General features: G+C 57.1%; 13 protein-coding genes. 1 reads left to right on the forward strand and 12 read right to left on the reverse strand.

What is annotated here, in order from left to right; genetic code table 11:
• Nucleotides 1–187: 187 nt before the first annotated feature.
• Nucleotides 188–2,707 (forward strand): NEW3 domain-containing protein, encoded by a 2,520-nt coding sequence (locus C8P63_RS02100; RefSeq protein WP_108021685.1) that lies wholly within the window; start codon nucleotides 188–190, stop codon nucleotides 2,705–2,707.
• Nucleotides 2,708–2,831: 124 nt separating this feature from the next.
• Here the strand turns inward: C8P63_RS02100 and C8P63_RS02105 are convergent, their stop codons facing one another.
• The 12 genes from C8P63_RS02105 to C8P63_RS02165 form a co-directional block, all read right to left on the reverse strand.
• Nucleotides 2,832–3,533 carry a trypsin-like serine protease gene (locus C8P63_RS02105; protein WP_108021686.1) on the reverse strand — a complete coding sequence of 234 codons (702 nt, stop codon included), beginning with the start codon at nucleotides 3,531–3,533 and terminating at the stop codon, nucleotides 2,832–2,834.
• Between the two features lie 140 nt (nucleotides 3,534–3,673).
• Nucleotides 3,674–3,892: a hypothetical protein gene (locus tag C8P63_RS02110; RefSeq protein ID WP_108021687.1), complete on the reverse strand. Its 219-nt coding sequence runs from the start codon at nucleotides 3,890–3,892 to the stop codon at nucleotides 3,674–3,676.
• Nucleotides 3,893–4,342: 450 nt separating this feature from the next.
• The gene (locus C8P63_RS02120; RefSeq protein ID WP_108021689.1) at nucleotides 4,343–5,779 is read right to left on the reverse strand and encodes an MFS transporter; all 1,437 of its coding nucleotides are present in this window, start codon (nucleotides 5,777–5,779) and stop codon (nucleotides 4,343–4,345) included.
• A gap of 50 nt (nucleotides 5,780–5,829) precedes the next feature.
• Nucleotides 5,830–7,542, reverse strand: coding sequence for a thiamine pyrophosphate-requiring protein (locus C8P63_RS02125; protein WP_108021690.1), 1,713 nt, complete (start codon nucleotides 7,540–7,542; stop codon nucleotides 5,830–5,832).
• Between the two features lie 44 nt (nucleotides 7,543–7,586).
• Nucleotides 7,587–9,044 carry an aldehyde dehydrogenase family protein gene (locus tag C8P63_RS02130; protein WP_108021691.1) on the reverse strand — a complete coding sequence of 486 codons (1,458 nt, stop codon included), beginning with the start codon at nucleotides 9,042–9,044 and terminating at the stop codon, nucleotides 7,587–7,589.
• A gap of 67 nt (nucleotides 9,045–9,111) precedes the next feature.
• Nucleotides 9,112–9,516 (reverse strand): acyl-CoA thioesterase, encoded by a 405-nt coding sequence (locus C8P63_RS02135; protein WP_108021692.1) that lies wholly within the window; start codon nucleotides 9,514–9,516, stop codon nucleotides 9,112–9,114.
• Complete coding sequence (locus C8P63_RS02140) at nucleotides 9,513–10,817, reverse strand: phenylacetate--CoA ligase family protein (protein ID WP_245920627.1); 1,305 nt, start codon at nucleotides 10,815–10,817, stop codon at nucleotides 9,513–9,515. The genes C8P63_RS02135 and C8P63_RS02140 overlap by 4 nt, the downstream gene beginning before the upstream one ends.
• Nucleotides 10,818–10,853: 36 nt before the next feature.
• Entirely contained in the window at nucleotides 10,854–11,639 is a 786-nt protein-coding gene (locus C8P63_RS02145) for an IclR family transcriptional regulator (RefSeq protein WP_108021694.1), read from the reverse strand.
• Nucleotides 11,640–11,670: 31 nt separating this feature from the next.
• Nucleotides 11,671–12,786 (reverse strand): cupin domain-containing protein, encoded by a 1,116-nt coding sequence (locus tag C8P63_RS02150; RefSeq protein ID WP_108021695.1) that lies wholly within the window; start codon nucleotides 12,784–12,786, stop codon nucleotides 11,671–11,673.
• A 13-nt stretch (nucleotides 12,787–12,799) separates the two neighbouring features.
• On the reverse strand, nucleotides 12,800–13,294 hold the full coding sequence (locus C8P63_RS02155) for a DinB family protein (RefSeq protein ID WP_170109444.1): 495 nt from the start codon (nucleotides 13,292–13,294) through the stop codon (nucleotides 12,800–12,802).
• Nucleotides 13,257–14,237, reverse strand: coding sequence for a fumarylacetoacetate hydrolase family protein (locus C8P63_RS02160; RefSeq protein ID WP_108021697.1), 981 nt, complete (start codon nucleotides 14,235–14,237; stop codon nucleotides 13,257–13,259). The genes C8P63_RS02155 and C8P63_RS02160 overlap by 38 nt, the downstream gene beginning before the upstream one ends.
• Before the next feature lie 58 nt (nucleotides 14,238–14,295).
• Nucleotides 14,296–15,525 carry an FAD-dependent monooxygenase gene (locus C8P63_RS02165; RefSeq protein ID WP_108021698.1) on the reverse strand — a complete coding sequence of 410 codons (1,230 nt, stop codon included), beginning with the start codon at nucleotides 15,523–15,525 and terminating at the stop codon, nucleotides 14,296–14,298.
• Between the last annotated feature and the right edge of the window lie 43 nt (nucleotides 15,526–15,568).

Genomic DNA, 15,568 nt, shown 5'->3' on the forward strand with positions numbered 1-15,568 from the left:
TAACAATGCAGAGGTGGGATAAATACCACGGTCAACTTACTATACATCATATTTCTGATTTTTAAAATACTTTGAACTGAATTAATTTTTACAAAAAATTATTGAAAAAATAGTTTTGATGTGATCATAATATGGATGCAGATGGTGGGATAGAATACCGGACTACTATTATACGGGAGGGTCCGGCATGTACCGGTGGAAAAAGTGGTTTCCCCTGTTTCTGTCCGTGTCGTTGATGGTCAGCCTGCTCTTGCCTTCATTTTCGGTTCAAGCCAATGAAGAACAGGATCCGGAGCTCTGGAAGGTCCTGCGTCCCTTGGACAAGGTGGTCAGTTTTATGAATACCGGGGCTCACCCCGACGATGAGTTCAGTGCACTGCTCGCATGGCTCTCCCTCGGTGAAGGGGTGCGGACGTCCAGTGTCCTGGCCAACCGGGGAGAAGGCGGTCAGAATGAGATCGGAAATGAACTGGGAAACGGCTTGGGAACCATTCGCACCCGGGAACTGCAGGAAGCATCCAAAGTTCTCGGGATCGATCTGTTTCTGCTCAGTCAACGGATCAACGACCCCATCTATGACTTCGGCTTTTCAAAATCTTCGGAAGAAACCCTGGAAAAATGGGGAGAGAAGGTGGTCTATGAACGCCTGATCCGCCGCATCCGTGAACAGCGCCCCGATATCCTGATGCCCTCCTTCCGTGATGTCCCCTCCCAGCACGGACATCACCGGGCCATCACCCGTCTCAGCCTGAAGGCGTTCCATGATGCCGCCGATCCCCACGTTTTCCCTGAACATTTGAAACAGGGGCTCCGCCCATGGCAAATTAAGAAATTGTATTTACGAGGGATGGAAGGGCATGAAACCCTGCGATTCAACATCGGAAAGAAAGATCCCGTGTTCGGCCTCACCTATCCTCAACTGGGCGAAGAATCAAGAAAGCTCCACAAAAGCCAGGGTATGGGCCGTGATTTGCCTGCGGAAGATTACTTTGTCTCTCTGGAACTGGTAAAATCAGCATCCGGAGAAACCGGGAAAGAATCCTCCCTCTTTGAAGGGATTCCCGTCACCTTTGAAGATTTGGCCGCTTCCGTCAAAGACGCGGGCCTGAACAAACGCCTGATCTCCCTGCAAAAGATGCTGGAAGCAACCCAGAAGGCCTACCCCGACCGCCCGGCGGTGACGGAAAAAGTGCAGACGGCCCTGAAAATGACCCGCCACATCAAGGATGCCGTCGAAAAAAGCCGACTGGACAAGAAACAGAAAGAAGACCTTGCTTTTCGGCTTCAGGTGAAAGAAAAACAACTGCAGGCAGCCAGTGCCGTGGCTTCCAACATCACAGTCCGGATGTCGGTGGAAGATCCGGTTTTGACCCGGGGGGATGACACCCAGGTCACCATTGACATCCAAAACGGCGGAACATCGGATTTGACCGACCTGAATCTCCAACCCGTCGTCCCGGATGGTTGGACCGCTTCCACAGATCCCTCCTTCGGGAGCATAGCCTCAGGAGAACAAAAAACCGTCACAATGAACCTATCCGCACCGGATGACGCTTCTTATTTCGACCCCTACCAACCTTCCGTCATCCGTGCAAAACTTCGATACCGACTCCAAGGAACCAAGGTCAACCGCACCCTCTCGGTCAACCCTGTCAAACAAACCATTGCTCTCCTCCCCGACTGGGGGATGCAATTAAACCCTTCCGCCACCATCGTCAACACGGAGAAGGCTTCCGATCCCAAAGAAGTGACCGTGACCGTCACCAACTACAAAGACAGCGCAAACTCCGGAACCCTCCGGCCAAAACTGCCGCAAGGCTGGAAAGCGGAACCCGCTGTCCAACCCGTCACCTTCACCCGACCAGGGGAACAAAAAAAGCTGACCTTCCGGGTGACCGCCCCTAAGGGGGTACAGTCCGGCCGCCATTCAATCGATTTCACGGCGGAAGTGGGCGGACGCCGCTTTCAAAGTCAGGTGCAGCCCATCTCCTATGATCACATCGGCACCAGCTACTTGCTAACCAAGTCCCGCCTTCCCGTCCAGGCTTTCTCCCTCAAAATGGCGGAGGGCCTGAAAGTGGGCCATGTGGATAGCGGCTTTGATAATGTGGCTTCCCATCTGCGAGAGGCCGGGATGAACGTGACGGAATTGAAAGCAGAAGACCTCGCCAACGGGGATCTGAGTCAATACGACACCATCGTCGTCGGCATCCGGGCTTATCTTTCCCGGGAAGACCTTCTGGAGCACAATGACCGCTTGTTGGATTACGTCAAAAACGGCGGCCATGTAGTGATGCAGTATCACAAACCTTGGGACAACTGGAAACCGGAACTGGCCCCCCACCCCATCACTCCGGGACAACCGTCCATCCAGTGGCGAGTCACAGATGAGAAGGCACCCGTGACCTTCCTGCAGCCGGAGCACCCTCTTTTCCATGCCCCCAATGAGATTACGGAGAAGGATTTTGACGGGTGGGTTCAGGAACGCGGCCTGTACTTCCCTTCCGAATGGGATTCCGCCTACACCCCACTCCTTTCCATGGCAGACCCCGGTGAAAAACCCTTCCAGGGCGGTTTGCTGGTAGCCGATTACGGGGAAGGATCCTACATTTACAGCAGCCTGGTCTGGTACCGGCAAATCCAAAACCAGATTCCCGGCGGCTACCGAATGTTCGTCAACTTGATCAGCTACCCGGAAACCAGATAACCTTCCTTTAAACAACCGCCTCCCATCCTTGACGAAAAGGGTGGTGAGGCGGTTTAAAAATCAAACGAACATTGTTGCAACAGAAATCGGGAGAGCCTCGGGACCGCTTATGGATCCTTTTTGTTCAGGGCAATTCCACAAACTGACTGAGGAATTCCCGGGCAGTGGGGATATCCAAACGGTAAATGGTGTTGGTCGATTTACACATGGCATCACCCGTGACGGTTACACCCGCAATAATATCGGTTTCTTCGGGACCGGAACCAAGGAAGTTGGGGCCGCCGGAATCGCCATAACAGGTACCACCGTCTCCGGTGGCATCATTTTGCGAAAGACGGAGCCAGCTGTCATTAAGCGCTTCAAATTGGGAGACGGATTTCCAGCGTTCCCCGTCGTAGGGGAAAGTGGGACCGCCGGGCTGATTTACCGGGGCATGAACACCGTAACCGACAGCGGTGAAGGGTTGACCTTTCATTCCGTCGTGGTCGCCCATCCGGTCAAACAAACCTGCTTCCGGCAGTTGGGCAGGTTGGATTTTTTTAATGGGTTGATCCAGCAATACCACCGCCAAGTCGGCGGGGTTGGATTGACGTTGGTTGTAGTCTGGATGAGTAACGGCTTTGCCTGAGTACAGTTCGGTGGTGGTCGTCACCGGATCGACATCCGAATCAAAGCTGACCCATACGGTTTCATCTCCCAAATCACTGGTGCAGTGAGCAGCAGCGAGGAAGACATTAGTAGTATTGTGAAAAAGTGAGCGGCGGCATTTACCCGAAGCCGCTCCGGCTGCTGTCCTGCAGAGATGTAGGCACTGTCCGCTCCGAATCTTCCTGCTACGGGCAGGGGCAAACGCCTACGGATGCAACACAGAGAAGCTTTTGCCCCTAAACGCCCTTGCAGGCTGATTCTCCGCTGGGTAGGACAGCAAAGTCGCTATTTCGGGTAAACGCTTCCCTTCTTCTGTGCCTAACCATAAATCACAACGCTTTTAGGTGAAATCAAGGTACCGCTGCAGATATGTTCTTTATCACCGGTGTCCGGGTCTTCAACGATCAGAGCACCTACATTGGGGTGATCTTCGTCGTCCGGTTCACCGTAGGTAATGGCGTGTACGGAAGCGCCAAGAGACACCAACGTCATACAGAGAGTGAAGAAAACCGATAACCAAACCAAGGGTCGGTTCATCCATTCCCCTCCTTAATGTTTCGAGTATTTGTGTTCTTTATCTTTTTCGATTTCGGATTTGGAAGTTCCTGTTATCAGGAAGGGCTGGAAATCCCGTGGAGACGGAAAACCAGTCCGTTGACGCGCAGCAATACGTTCCGCTTCTTGTGGGCTTTCTCGATACGTCTCCTCTCTTGCCTCGATTTCCTTTTGGATCTTCCCTTCCCGTAAGATCTCTTGTAGTTCAAAATCTGCCATGATCATTTACCGATTGCTGTGCTTGTTCAGCGGCATCCACCCCGGATCCGACTTCCGCTCCTTGAAGAAATGCTTTCCAAGTACTCCTTGGATTTTTGTTTTTTCAAATACCTCGACGAACGGTAACCGCCGGCCGATGAAACAGACCGCGGATGCCCGGCGGTTTCGCCGGGCATCCGATTCACTCCCTTGGTCACAAAGATCTTCCTTCCCTCAGTTCGCCACTTTCATTAACGGCTCTTCTGCCGCTTTTTCCCGGACGAACAGGATGAGGACGAAGCTGGCCAGGATCAGGGCGCCGTCCAGCATGACGGCGGCGGTCCAGGTGCCGGTGGCGTCGCGGAGGGCGCCGCTGACGACGGGGGACATGACCGCACCCATCTCGCCGATGAGATTCCACATACCGAAGGCGGCACCCCGGTATTCAGCGGGGGCGATGTCCGCCGTCAGGGCCTGGGAGATGGGCTGGAGTGCGTTGAAGAAGAGACTCGTGACGAACAGAAGCACGGCCATCAGGACCACGGATTGGCCGCCCTGGGACAGGTAGAAACCGAAGCCCAGGGTGAGGAGTCCCTGGATCAAAGTGAAGGATAGCAGCATCCCTTTCCTCCCCCACCCTTTCCGGACGGCATAGTCGGCGAGCCAGCCCCCGGCGGGAAAGCCCAGGATCCCGGCCCCCGCGTTGAAGGTGGCGGTCAGGGCTGCCTTCAGGAAAGAGGTATCAGCGGCGTTGGAGATAATGGCCACCGACCAGAAACCGAAAAACCACAGGTTCCACAAAATGGCGATAGCGGCGATGTACAGAAGAAGCAGGTTTTTGTTGTAAAGGACCGGGGAGAGCTCCTTCCCCTTTTTGCCGAAGGCAAAGCCGATCAAAAGGAAAGCCAGGATGAGCTCGATCGCCGCGACGCCGTAGTCCGGCATCCCGATGGATTCGGACAGGAAGTAAACAGCCATGATGGCCGCGAGAAATACGGCTGAATATTTCAATAATTCAAGGACGGCGGCGCGGTAAGGAAGATTTGGCTGCTGGGCCCTGAAATACCGGTATAACCAGACTCCCATGATCATGGTGATGGCACCCAGGACGAAGAACGGCATCCGCCATCCGTTTTTTCCCGGCATCCAAGCTTGTCCCCAATTGATCAGGTAGGGAGAGAGCAGGATGGCCAAGGTGATCCCGATGGACAGGCCGGTGATCACCACCCCCATGCCGAAACTTCGCTTTTCAAAGGGTGTCTTTTCCGCGATGAGAGTCCGGTCGTTGGAGTAGTACGCCCCCTCCCCCAGTCCGGTGATCACCCGGAGAGCGATGAATCCGACCAGGCTGGTGACGAACCCGCTGACGATGGTGGCCACCCCCGCCCAAAGGATGCTGATCACAATAATGGTCCGGTGGCCGTATTTGTCCCCCAGATACCCGCCGGGAAACTGGGTCAGCATATACCCGGCGAAAAAGAGACTGCCCACCAGTCCCCCGAGAGCATGGGGATGATCCGACGCCCCCAGGAAGGAGACCTGGTTTTCAATCATCCAAGTGATGACCGGTCCGGTGATGGTCCGGTCCGCCGCGCTCACGACCCACCCCAGTAACAGCAACATCCACAGTTTATGGTACCCTTGCCAAGGCCATCTTCCGAATGCACCCATTTAACATGCCTCCTTTGGCTCCTGTTGAAACCGCTTTCAAATTTACTCTGTCAAATGGGAGGAAGGCGGACATCCAATACAGCGGAACGTCCTTCTCTCACCCGTCTCAAACCGTTTTCCAAGGCCTCTTTCAGTTCAGACGCCTTTTTCACCGTCTTCGCATAGGTTCCTCCGGCTGCTTCGGCGATCCTCGCCAAATCGGCCGATGGATCAAAATCAACCCAGAACTGACCGGTCTGTTTTGCCACACCGTCCGGATGCACACCCAAGGTGGAAAGTTTCGGGGATTTCCATCCCCGGTTGTTATAAATCACCGTTAAAAACGGAGTACGGTATCGGTTCGCCATCCAATGGACGGTTGCCGGAATGCTGAACAGATAAGCACCGTCCCCCGTAAGGCTGATCACGTTTTTCTCCGGTTCGGCCAACTTGGCCCCGATGGCCGCACCCCCGTTCCAGCCCAAGGATCCCCCGCCGCTTGTGAAGAGCGAACCGGGCCGGATGGTCTGAAGATGAGTGGAGATAGTCTCATAATTGGAAATGCCTTCGCTCAATACCAAGGTGTGGTCATCCATCACTTCTCTGACGCAAGCCGTCAGATAGGCCGGAGTAATCCCGGCAGGATCCGGCTGTTCCTCGCGAATCAGCTCCTCCCTCTGCCGTTCATGAATCTGCGAAAACTTCCGCCAACGCATCATGACGGCCTCTTCATCGATCAGGTCCACCCCCTGCAGGTACTGGTTCAGTTGTTGAAGAGCCACATGGGAGTCCGCCTTGAAAAAACGCTTCGAAGGGATATACCAAAGGGGCATCTGTTCCTTCAAAGGATCGATGTCGATATAATAGATCCTCGCATTCTCGGCCGGCTTGTTTTTTATCGGAATCCAAGGAACATCGCTGTCCAACACAAGGACGAGGTCCGCTTCGGCGAGAAGTTCATTCTGCTTTGCCGTGTTCCATTGATAACCGACATGCATGGGGTGGTCCGCGGGAAAATTCATGTAATTGGGGACGGATTCGATGACGGGAATGGCCAAACGTCGGCTCAAGCGGATCAGCTCACCGACGGCTTCCGGATTTCGTCCCAAATAAGAAGTGATGATCAACGGGTTTTTCGCCTTGATCAGATCCGAGGCCAGTTCAGCAATCCCCTGGGGCGGGAGGGCACAGGGAGTTACCGGCCCCCAAAGTTCCGGTTGGATGGTTACGGGTTCCGTCTCTTCTTCCATGACTTCCCGGGCACCCATCAGATAGACCGGCCCCTTCGGATCGCTGATTGCGAATTGCATGGCGCGATGAACGAGTTGTTTCACATTGTCCCCGGAACGTATCTCGTTGTCGTATTTGGTGTATCCACGAACGATCCCCCGTTGATCGAAAACATCCTGAATCCAGTGGATAAACTCGTTCCGGCTTCCCCGAACTTCCCCTTCCTGTGTATAGGGGGAAGCCCCGGCAAAGATCAGGACGGGAATCCTGCCTTTGGCCGCATTATGGACCGCCCCTCCGAGGTTTTGCGTGCCGCATTCCACATGGACCAACACGGCCTGCGGCTCTCCGCTTACCTGGGCATAACCGTGGGCGGCACTCATGGCCACCATTTCATGGGGGCAGATGATGAGCCGGGGAAGGTTTCGGTTCTCTTTACGTGCTTGGGCCAGACTTTCGATGATGGCAGAGTGGTCGCTTCCCAGGTTGGCGAAGATATGGGAGACTCCCACTTCCCTTAAAGCTTCCAAGAAAGCCGTCGCCGTTGTATACATGAGCCTTCCCCTTTCATGGAGTGAGTTGCGACGATCCGGCACCATCAGGTGAAGAAGGGATAGTCCCTCTTCTTTTCCTGGACGGAGATCCATTGATGGGTCGTGAATGCTTCCAGAATCCATTCCCCTCCGAAACGGCCGATTCCGGACGCCTTTTCCCCACCGAATGCCACATGGGCTTCATCGTTGACCGGTTGATCGTTGACGTGCACCATTCCCGTTTGGAGAGACCGTGCCACCCGGACGCCGCGTTGGATGTCGCGGGTGTGAACCGCTCCACTCAAACCGTAGACGGTATCGTTGGCGATCCGAATCGCGTCGGACTCGTCCCGGGCCCGAATGAGGTTGGCTACGGGACCGAACATCTCGTTTTGGGCGGTTGCCATGTCATTGGTCACATTAACCAGAATCGTCGGCTCCAAGATCAAACCCGTCGCATGTCCCCCGTAGATTCTTTCGGCCCCCTGTTCCAGACTGTGCTCGATATGTTCCAGAATACCTTCCAACTGGGACCGGTTGATGAGGGGACCGATCGCTGTGTTTTCGTCGGCGGGGTCCCCGGTGCGAAGCTGTTCCACTTTTCTTTTGAAAATGGGAATGAAATCATCGTAGACTTTTTGATCGATGATCAACCGATTGACGGCCATGCAAATCTGCCCCTGATGGAGGAATTTCCCGAAGGCGGCTGACTCCGCCGCCGCTTCGAGATCGGCATCGTCCAGGACGATCATGGCGTTGTTTCCGCCCAGTTCCAGCTCCGTTTTCTTCAGATGTTTCCCGGCCAATTGGGCGATATGGCGTCCCACCTCGGTGGAGCCTGTAAAGGAGATGATGCGGGGGACCGGATGGGTCACAAAAGCATCCCCGATTTCGGAGGATTTGCCCGCAACCACACTCATCAAGCCCTCGGGCAACCCGGCTTCCTCCATGATCCCGGCGATCAACAACCCACCGGTCACCGGTGTTTCCGAAGCGGGTTTAACCACGACACCGTTACCGGCCGCCAGAGCGGTCACGATCGAACGCATGCCCAGATGCAACGGAAAGTTCCACGGGCTGATCACACCGATGACCCCGACCGGCCACCGGTAGACCCGGTTTTCTTTCCCCGGTAGGGTGGAAGGCAGGATTTTGCCTTTCATGCGAAAGGGGAACGTGGCCGCCTCTTTGACCATTTGGCAAGCCGCTCCCCATTCAATTTGCGCTTTCAGACGGGTGCTCCCCGATTCTTTCACCAGCAGATCGATCATCTCATCTTTGCGTCCGACCATGATGGAAGCCGCCCGCTCCAGTATTTCCGCTCTTTCCTGGGGGAGGGTTTTCGCCCAGTCTTCCTGCACTTTTTGACTGGTACGGTAGGCTTCGTCCACATCCCGTACGGAGGCTCCCTGGAAGGTAAACAATAGCTCCTCGTTATATGGATTCCGCACTTCGACCCGACTGCCTCCGGATCCGGACTTCCAACGTCCGCCGATGAACAACCGGTTCCAGTTCTTGTCCATTTTCTCCCTCCTGTTCAAGCCCTGATGGTTCCGGGTATGACGGATTTCCCGGTCTTCGGTCCGATCTTCATTCCCCTTGGAAGAGGGCGCGTACTTCCTCCGGAATCGGAACGGCTTTGGGACGGTCACCCGAAAAAACGGTCCACGCACGCACTTCATATCCCGTGGCGTTCAGTGTATCTCCTGTCTTGAATCGGTGCCGGATTTTGAATACCTTCCTGTGCAACTCCAGGAGAGTACTTTCGATGTCGATCACCGTTCCGAAAAACACCGGTTTTTCAAATCGGCAGTGTGCCTCGAGAATGGGCAGGCCGACTCTTTCGTCTTTAAACAGCTTGACGGTCGGCAACCCGGCAACATCAAACAGCTCATGGGTGGCCTGGTCCATCCAGCGATAAAAATGAGGGTAAAATACAATACCGGCTGCATCGGCATCTCCCCATGCCACCTTATATGAAAATACGTTTTTCACGAGGATGAACCTCCAAGGGGGGAAGCTTGGCTCATTCGCTGATCCACCACCCTCCGGGATTTCATTTCAAACCGCGGGAGGAAGCCTTCCGTTACGGGTTCCACGTCGATGCGGAGCCCGATCCGGCTGCGAAGACGTTCGGCCAATCTCGGAACTATAGAGTCGGGAGCTTCCACCTGCACTTTCACCTGGTTCATCTCTTGCACGGTGTAATAAATGATGCGGAATTCGGCCACTTCCGGGAACTCCCGGATGACGGCCTCGATCGATTGCGGAAAGATGTTGATCCCCCGGACGATCACCATGTCATCGCTTCGTCCGAGAATCCCTTCCGGAAGAAAACGTTGCGGATTGCCGCAGTTGCAGGGCATCCCGCTGTTCCTCACCACATCTCCCGTCCGGTACCGGATCAGGGGGTATCCGTAGCGCCCCAGATTGGTCAGCACCAATTCCCCTGTCTCCCCTTCCTCCACGGGTCGGTGGGTCTTGGGGTCGATCACCTCCGCGATGAACTGGGATTCGTTCACGTGAAGACCGTTGCGCATGGAGCAGGAATAACCGTAGGCTCCCATCTCCGTCATGCCGGCATGGTCGTACAGATCTCCTCCCCAAGCTTCTTCAATCTGCCGTCGGACCGAGGGGATCGACCCTCCGGGCTCTCCCGCCGTGATGATTTTCCGAACGGAAGAGGATGTAAGATCCAGCCCCTGCTCCCGGGCCACTTCCGCCAGGTGCAAGGCGTAACTCGGAGTGCAAAGCAGGGTCGTCGCCCCGTTGGCCTCCATGGCGGTGAGCCGCTCCACGGAGGTTTGACCTCCTCCCGGAATGACGAGGGCCCCCGATTTTTTGGCCGCTTCATAGGCCGACCAGAAGCCGATGAACGGGCCGAAGGAAAAGGCCAGAAAAACCCGGTCTTCTTCGGTAACCCCGGCGGTGCGCAGCACCTCCAGCCAGCAATCTTCCCACCACTCCCAGCTTTTCTTCGTGTCCAGGACTTTGAGGGGTTTCCCCGTGGTCCCGGACGTCTGGTGATAGCGGACATAGCTGGAGAGGGGATAGGTGTGGTTGCGTCCGAAGGGTGGAAACTTCTCCTGATCCTCCATCAACTCCCGTTTCATGGTGAAGGGGAGACTTCCCAGTTCTTCCGTAGAGCGCAAGGGAAGCCGGACGCCTCTGAGCTTCTCCCGGTAAAAACCGTTCATCTGGGAAGCAAAAACCAGTAATTGATTCAAGCGGTGTAACCGGTAGGTTTCCAACCCGACATTTTGTTCGTGAACCCGGTAACCTTCGGCCTGGACCAACTCACTCCTCTCCTTTCCTGTCAAACTTCCCATTGCTCACACCAAGGATTTTGAGATCCCGTTGGCTGCCCGCATGACTTGCCGGGAAAGACCGGAGATCGTCCCCCGGTGGATCCGGGTCACCGGACCCGCAATATTGACCGAAGCCACCACGCATCCGCTCCCGTTTCGGATGGGGGCCCCCACGGAGGTGACTCCCGCATGCAACTCTTCCGCACTGACGGCATAGCCCGATTTCCGGATAACCGCCAGCTTTTCTTCCATCGCCTCCGTCGTGACGGGCGTGTTGGGTCCGTGAGCCGGCAAACCCTCGGCCAACACCTCCCGGATGACGGCGGGAGGACGGAAAGCGAGGACGGCCTGACCGGTGCTGGTGCAGTGGACGGGATTCCGCTTCCCTACATAGGAGAGCAGGCGGACGGGATACCGGGATTCCAATTTGTACAGATACACCACATAGGGGCCTTGCAACACCCCAATGTGGGCCGTCTCCCCGGTTTCCTCGACGAGCTCTTTCAGCCAGGGATACACCTTCTCGCGATGCAACTGAAGCCGTGCGGTGAAGGCGTTCCCCAGGGCCAGCAGGGAACCCCCCAACCGGTATTTCCGCGTATGGTGGTCTTTGGCGACGAAACCCCCGTCGGCCAAGGTGGACACGAGCCGGTGGGCGGTGCTCTTCACCACATCCAGTTCATCCGCGAGTTCACTCACCCCCCACTCGGGCTCTTCAACTGAAAACTGTTTTAACAAACGAAGGGCGTTTCGCAGGGAGGAAGTCGGTTTCGGATCTTTTGACAGGGGAATCGTCTCTTCAACCGGCATGGGTGGCTCCTCCTTTTCCGATCCGGGATCGTCAGAGGGTCTTCGGTTCAAAGTGACCGGTGATCTCCTGATGGCCGCCGTTTTTCGGATAGGACTCTTCCCGTTCCACCCCGAAGCGCTCCATGATGGGAAGGTCACTGGTGGAAAAGAGAAGGGCGTCTTCGGATCCCTCATTGTTATGCTCGTGCCACGCCCACCCGGGGACGACGAAGTAATCCCCTTCCGACCAATCGAACCGGGTCCCGTTGATGATCGAACACCCGGAGCCGCGGAACACATGGTAGATGGTGGAATGGGTGTGCCGGTGGGCCTTGGACCGGAAACCGGCCGGAAGCTTCTGCATCCAAGCGGCAATGTTCGGATTGGCGGTCGCCCCGCTGGAAGGATTGAGGAACTCCACCGCCACCCCGTCATGGGGATCCGGCTCGAATTGGGAGAGGGAGTCCAAGCTGGACCGGGTCTGCTCCCACTTAAAGGCGCCGAGGGGGGCCGTCTGCGCCTTCCGGTCGGATACCGGGCGGACCAGACCTCCCGCGTAGCGGCGGGGGGAGTGGTCATCAGGCCGGGAAGGGGGCTCGATGTGGTCCGGATGGGGTTCGAAAAAGGTTCCCCCCAAGGCGTAAATAAAGGGAATGTCCAAGCAGTCCATCCAGATCATCGGTTCATCCCCGGGATGAGCATGGCCGTGCCACAGACCCAGGGGGGTGGTGAGAAAATCCCCCTCCTCCATGAAGAGGCGTTCCCCGTCCACGATGGAATAGGCCCCCTGGCCCTGGGTGATGAACCGGAGGGCGCTCTGGGTATGGCGGTGGGACGGAGCCGTTTCCCCCGGAAGGATCAGCTGCACCGCGGCGTACAGGGTGGGCGTGGCACACCCCCAGCCCCAGGGTTGGCGATCCTTCAGCCCGGGATTCTGCAGATAGATTGCCCGCCTCTCCCCGCCCCGGTCCGGGGTGAAGATCTCCCTCGCCTCCATCAGTTTTGTCCGTAGCGTCTCCCATTTCCACAGATACGGGATCGCCCCGGTGGTCGGCTCCTTGCAAGCCAACTCCGGGATCGCGCTCCAGAGCGGCCCCAGATCCAACTCTGCCAGCTCCCGGTTGAACCGTCGCACTTCCTCACTCTGCATGAAGGCTTGCGTTTCCATCGGAATCGCCTCCTCAAAGGGTGTTCCGTTCCCGAAGACTTCCCAGAATCCGGTCGATCTGTCGAATGTGCCGGTCGAGGTGCTCCACCATGAAATGGTCCAGCAGAAAGGACATGGGACGCGTTCCGAACTTCGGGTTCCGGTGGGGGGCCTCCACATCGAGATCTTCTTCCCGGAGTCCGGCCAAAACCGTATCCGCCCATTCCCCGCTTTCCCCGATCTCTTCGATCACCTTGGACGGATTCCGGTCCCCCGCCTGTGCCACCGCCTTCAGGCGCCCTTCGTGGTCCATCCCCCGCCCCCAGGGACCCGGGGACTGGACCACGCGCTTCAGTTCGTTGATCCAAAAAACATTGGCTTCCGCCACATGACACAACACTTCCTGCGCCGACCACTCCCCGGGGGCGGGTTTTTGGCGGAGCGTCCCTTCTTCCAATCCTTCCACCCGGGTGACCAGGGAGTCGATCCGTTCACCGATTTGCCGCCGATATCGATTCAGCCGTTCCACGGTGATTCCTCCCTTCAGCACGAACTCTGTTTTCCAGCACTCCGATGCTTTCCACTTCGATCCGGACCCGATCCCCGTCGTTCAAAAACACGGGCGGTTTCCGGGCGAACCCGACCCCTCCGGGAGTGCCGGTGCAAATGACATCGCCGGGTTCCAGGGTCATCAGTTCCGATAGGAACTCCACCAACCGGGCGACGTCAAACACCAGTTGCCGGGTGTTGCTCCGTTGCCGTTCCTCCCCGTTCACCCACAGGGCGATCTCCAGGTTGCCCGGATCCGGAATCTCGTCCCGGGTGACCAAACACGGTCCCATCGGGGCGCTTCCATCCAGGGTTTTCCCCTGCAGCCACTGGATGGTCCGCTTCTGAAGATCCCGGGCGGAGACATCGTTGACGATGGTGTACCCCGCCACGTAGTCCAGGGCCTCATCCCGGCTCACGTTTTTGGTGCGCCGGCCGATGACGAAGGCGAACTCTGCCTCGTAATCCAACTTCTCCGTGACCGGGGGCAACGGAATCTCATCCCCGGGTCCGATGACCGTGTTGGCAAACTTGGCGAAAATCACCGGAAACTCGGGCTCTTCCCGTCCCATCTCCCGGATATGGTCGCGGTAGTTGAGCCCCACACACAGGATTTTCCCAGGGGCGGGGACGGGAGCGGCCAGACGTACCGCTTCGCGGGAGTGAACCGTTCCCGGCGGCAGCCGGTCCCCGTGTTCCCGGACATACTCCACCGCCTTTTCCGCCTGTTTCAGGCTTTCCTCTCCCCCCTGCAAAAACGGGGTGATCTCTTTCGGAACCCAAGCATCAGCAAGAGCTTCGGACCGCGGATTCCCCTCCGCTTTCAACCACGCACGGCACGCCCGGTTCAGGTCGATCACCCGGTCACCGTCCAGGCAACCGAGCCGGTGTCCTTCCCCCTCATGAAACGTGACCAATCGCATTTTCATCACCTTCCCTGTGGTTTGGTACGAATACAGAAACCGCTTTCAAAAAGATCCATCAATACTTGGAAGCCATGGCCGGCGGGCCGGATTTCGGCCCGTAGGGACCCTCGTCGAGCCATCTACCCAACCGCGGCCACATCGGGGCCAGCGAGGCAGCCATGTACCGTTTCATCTTCATTCCCGCTGAACGCCCCTGAAGGTGATGCAAGGCCACCCCGGCAGCATCGCGGTTGTATTTGGCCGCCTGCAGGCGCTCATCGGCACAGGAGCGGATAACCCGTTGCGCCGAAGCGGGATCCTCCGTACGAAGGGCAGTATGGATGGCCCGGGCTGCCGCAATTGCATCCGCGACGCCGGAATTCATCCCACGGGCTCCGAAGGGGGCGAAGAGGTGGGCCGCTTCCCCGGCCAAAAGCACCCGACCGTTCGGATCGGTGAACGCCTTCGCCACCACCTGGAGAAACCGATACGTCGACACCCATGTCACGCGGTCGGCGTATTTGTCATCCATCACCTTGGGCAGCCACTTCCTTACCCCTTCGGAACCGCTGTATTCATCGATGTCGTCCCCGTCGAAGAGTTGAAGGTCGATCCGCCATCCCCCGGCGAAGGGAACAAAAAGCACGTTCCGCCCGCCGACGGCCGGATGGTGGTAGTGGAAAACCCGCTCCAGCGGCATGGGGTTTTCCGGGTCTTCCTTCACATCCACCACGATGAACGTGTTGGCCGAGCGGCTCCCTTCCATCCCGATGTCCAACCCACGGCGGATAGCGGAACGGGCCCCGTCCGCCCCGATGAGGTAATCGGATTTCCAAAGGGTTCCGTCTTCCGTCGTCACGGTGACCTGGTCACGGTCCGTGTCCACCTCCCGCACCGGGGCGTTCCAGATAAACTCCACCCCGGCCTCTTGGCAAGCCTGATGAAGGTCCCGTTCCACCTCCACTTGGGGTAAGCTGGTGAACGGGGGCAACTTTTCGGGGTCCGGGGACGGATACTTTTTCAGGTAAACCTCCTTCCCTTTCCACATCGTTCGTTTGATCGGCCAAACCAAGCCTTTTTCAGCCAAGGTGTAACCCAGTGATGGAGAGATCTCCTCCAGCAGTTTCAAGGTCGCCCGGTGCACGAAGATTGCACGGCTTCCCGGACGAATCCGGTTCTCCGGTTCCGCTTCCAACACCGTGACCGGGACTCCGTGACGCTTGAGCGCCAGGGCCGCCGTCAACCCCACAGGACCGGCTCCGGCCACCAACGCGGACCGGCGTTCACGGTAATGGTCATCCGTCACATTCCATCCCCCTATCCATCGGTTGTTTTTTCACCGTCGAAAC

The sequence above is a fragment of the Melghirimyces profundicolus genome (assembly GCF_003054245.1).
GTDB lineage: Bacteria > Bacillota > Bacilli > Thermoactinomycetales > DSM-45169 > Melghirimyces > Melghirimyces profundicolus.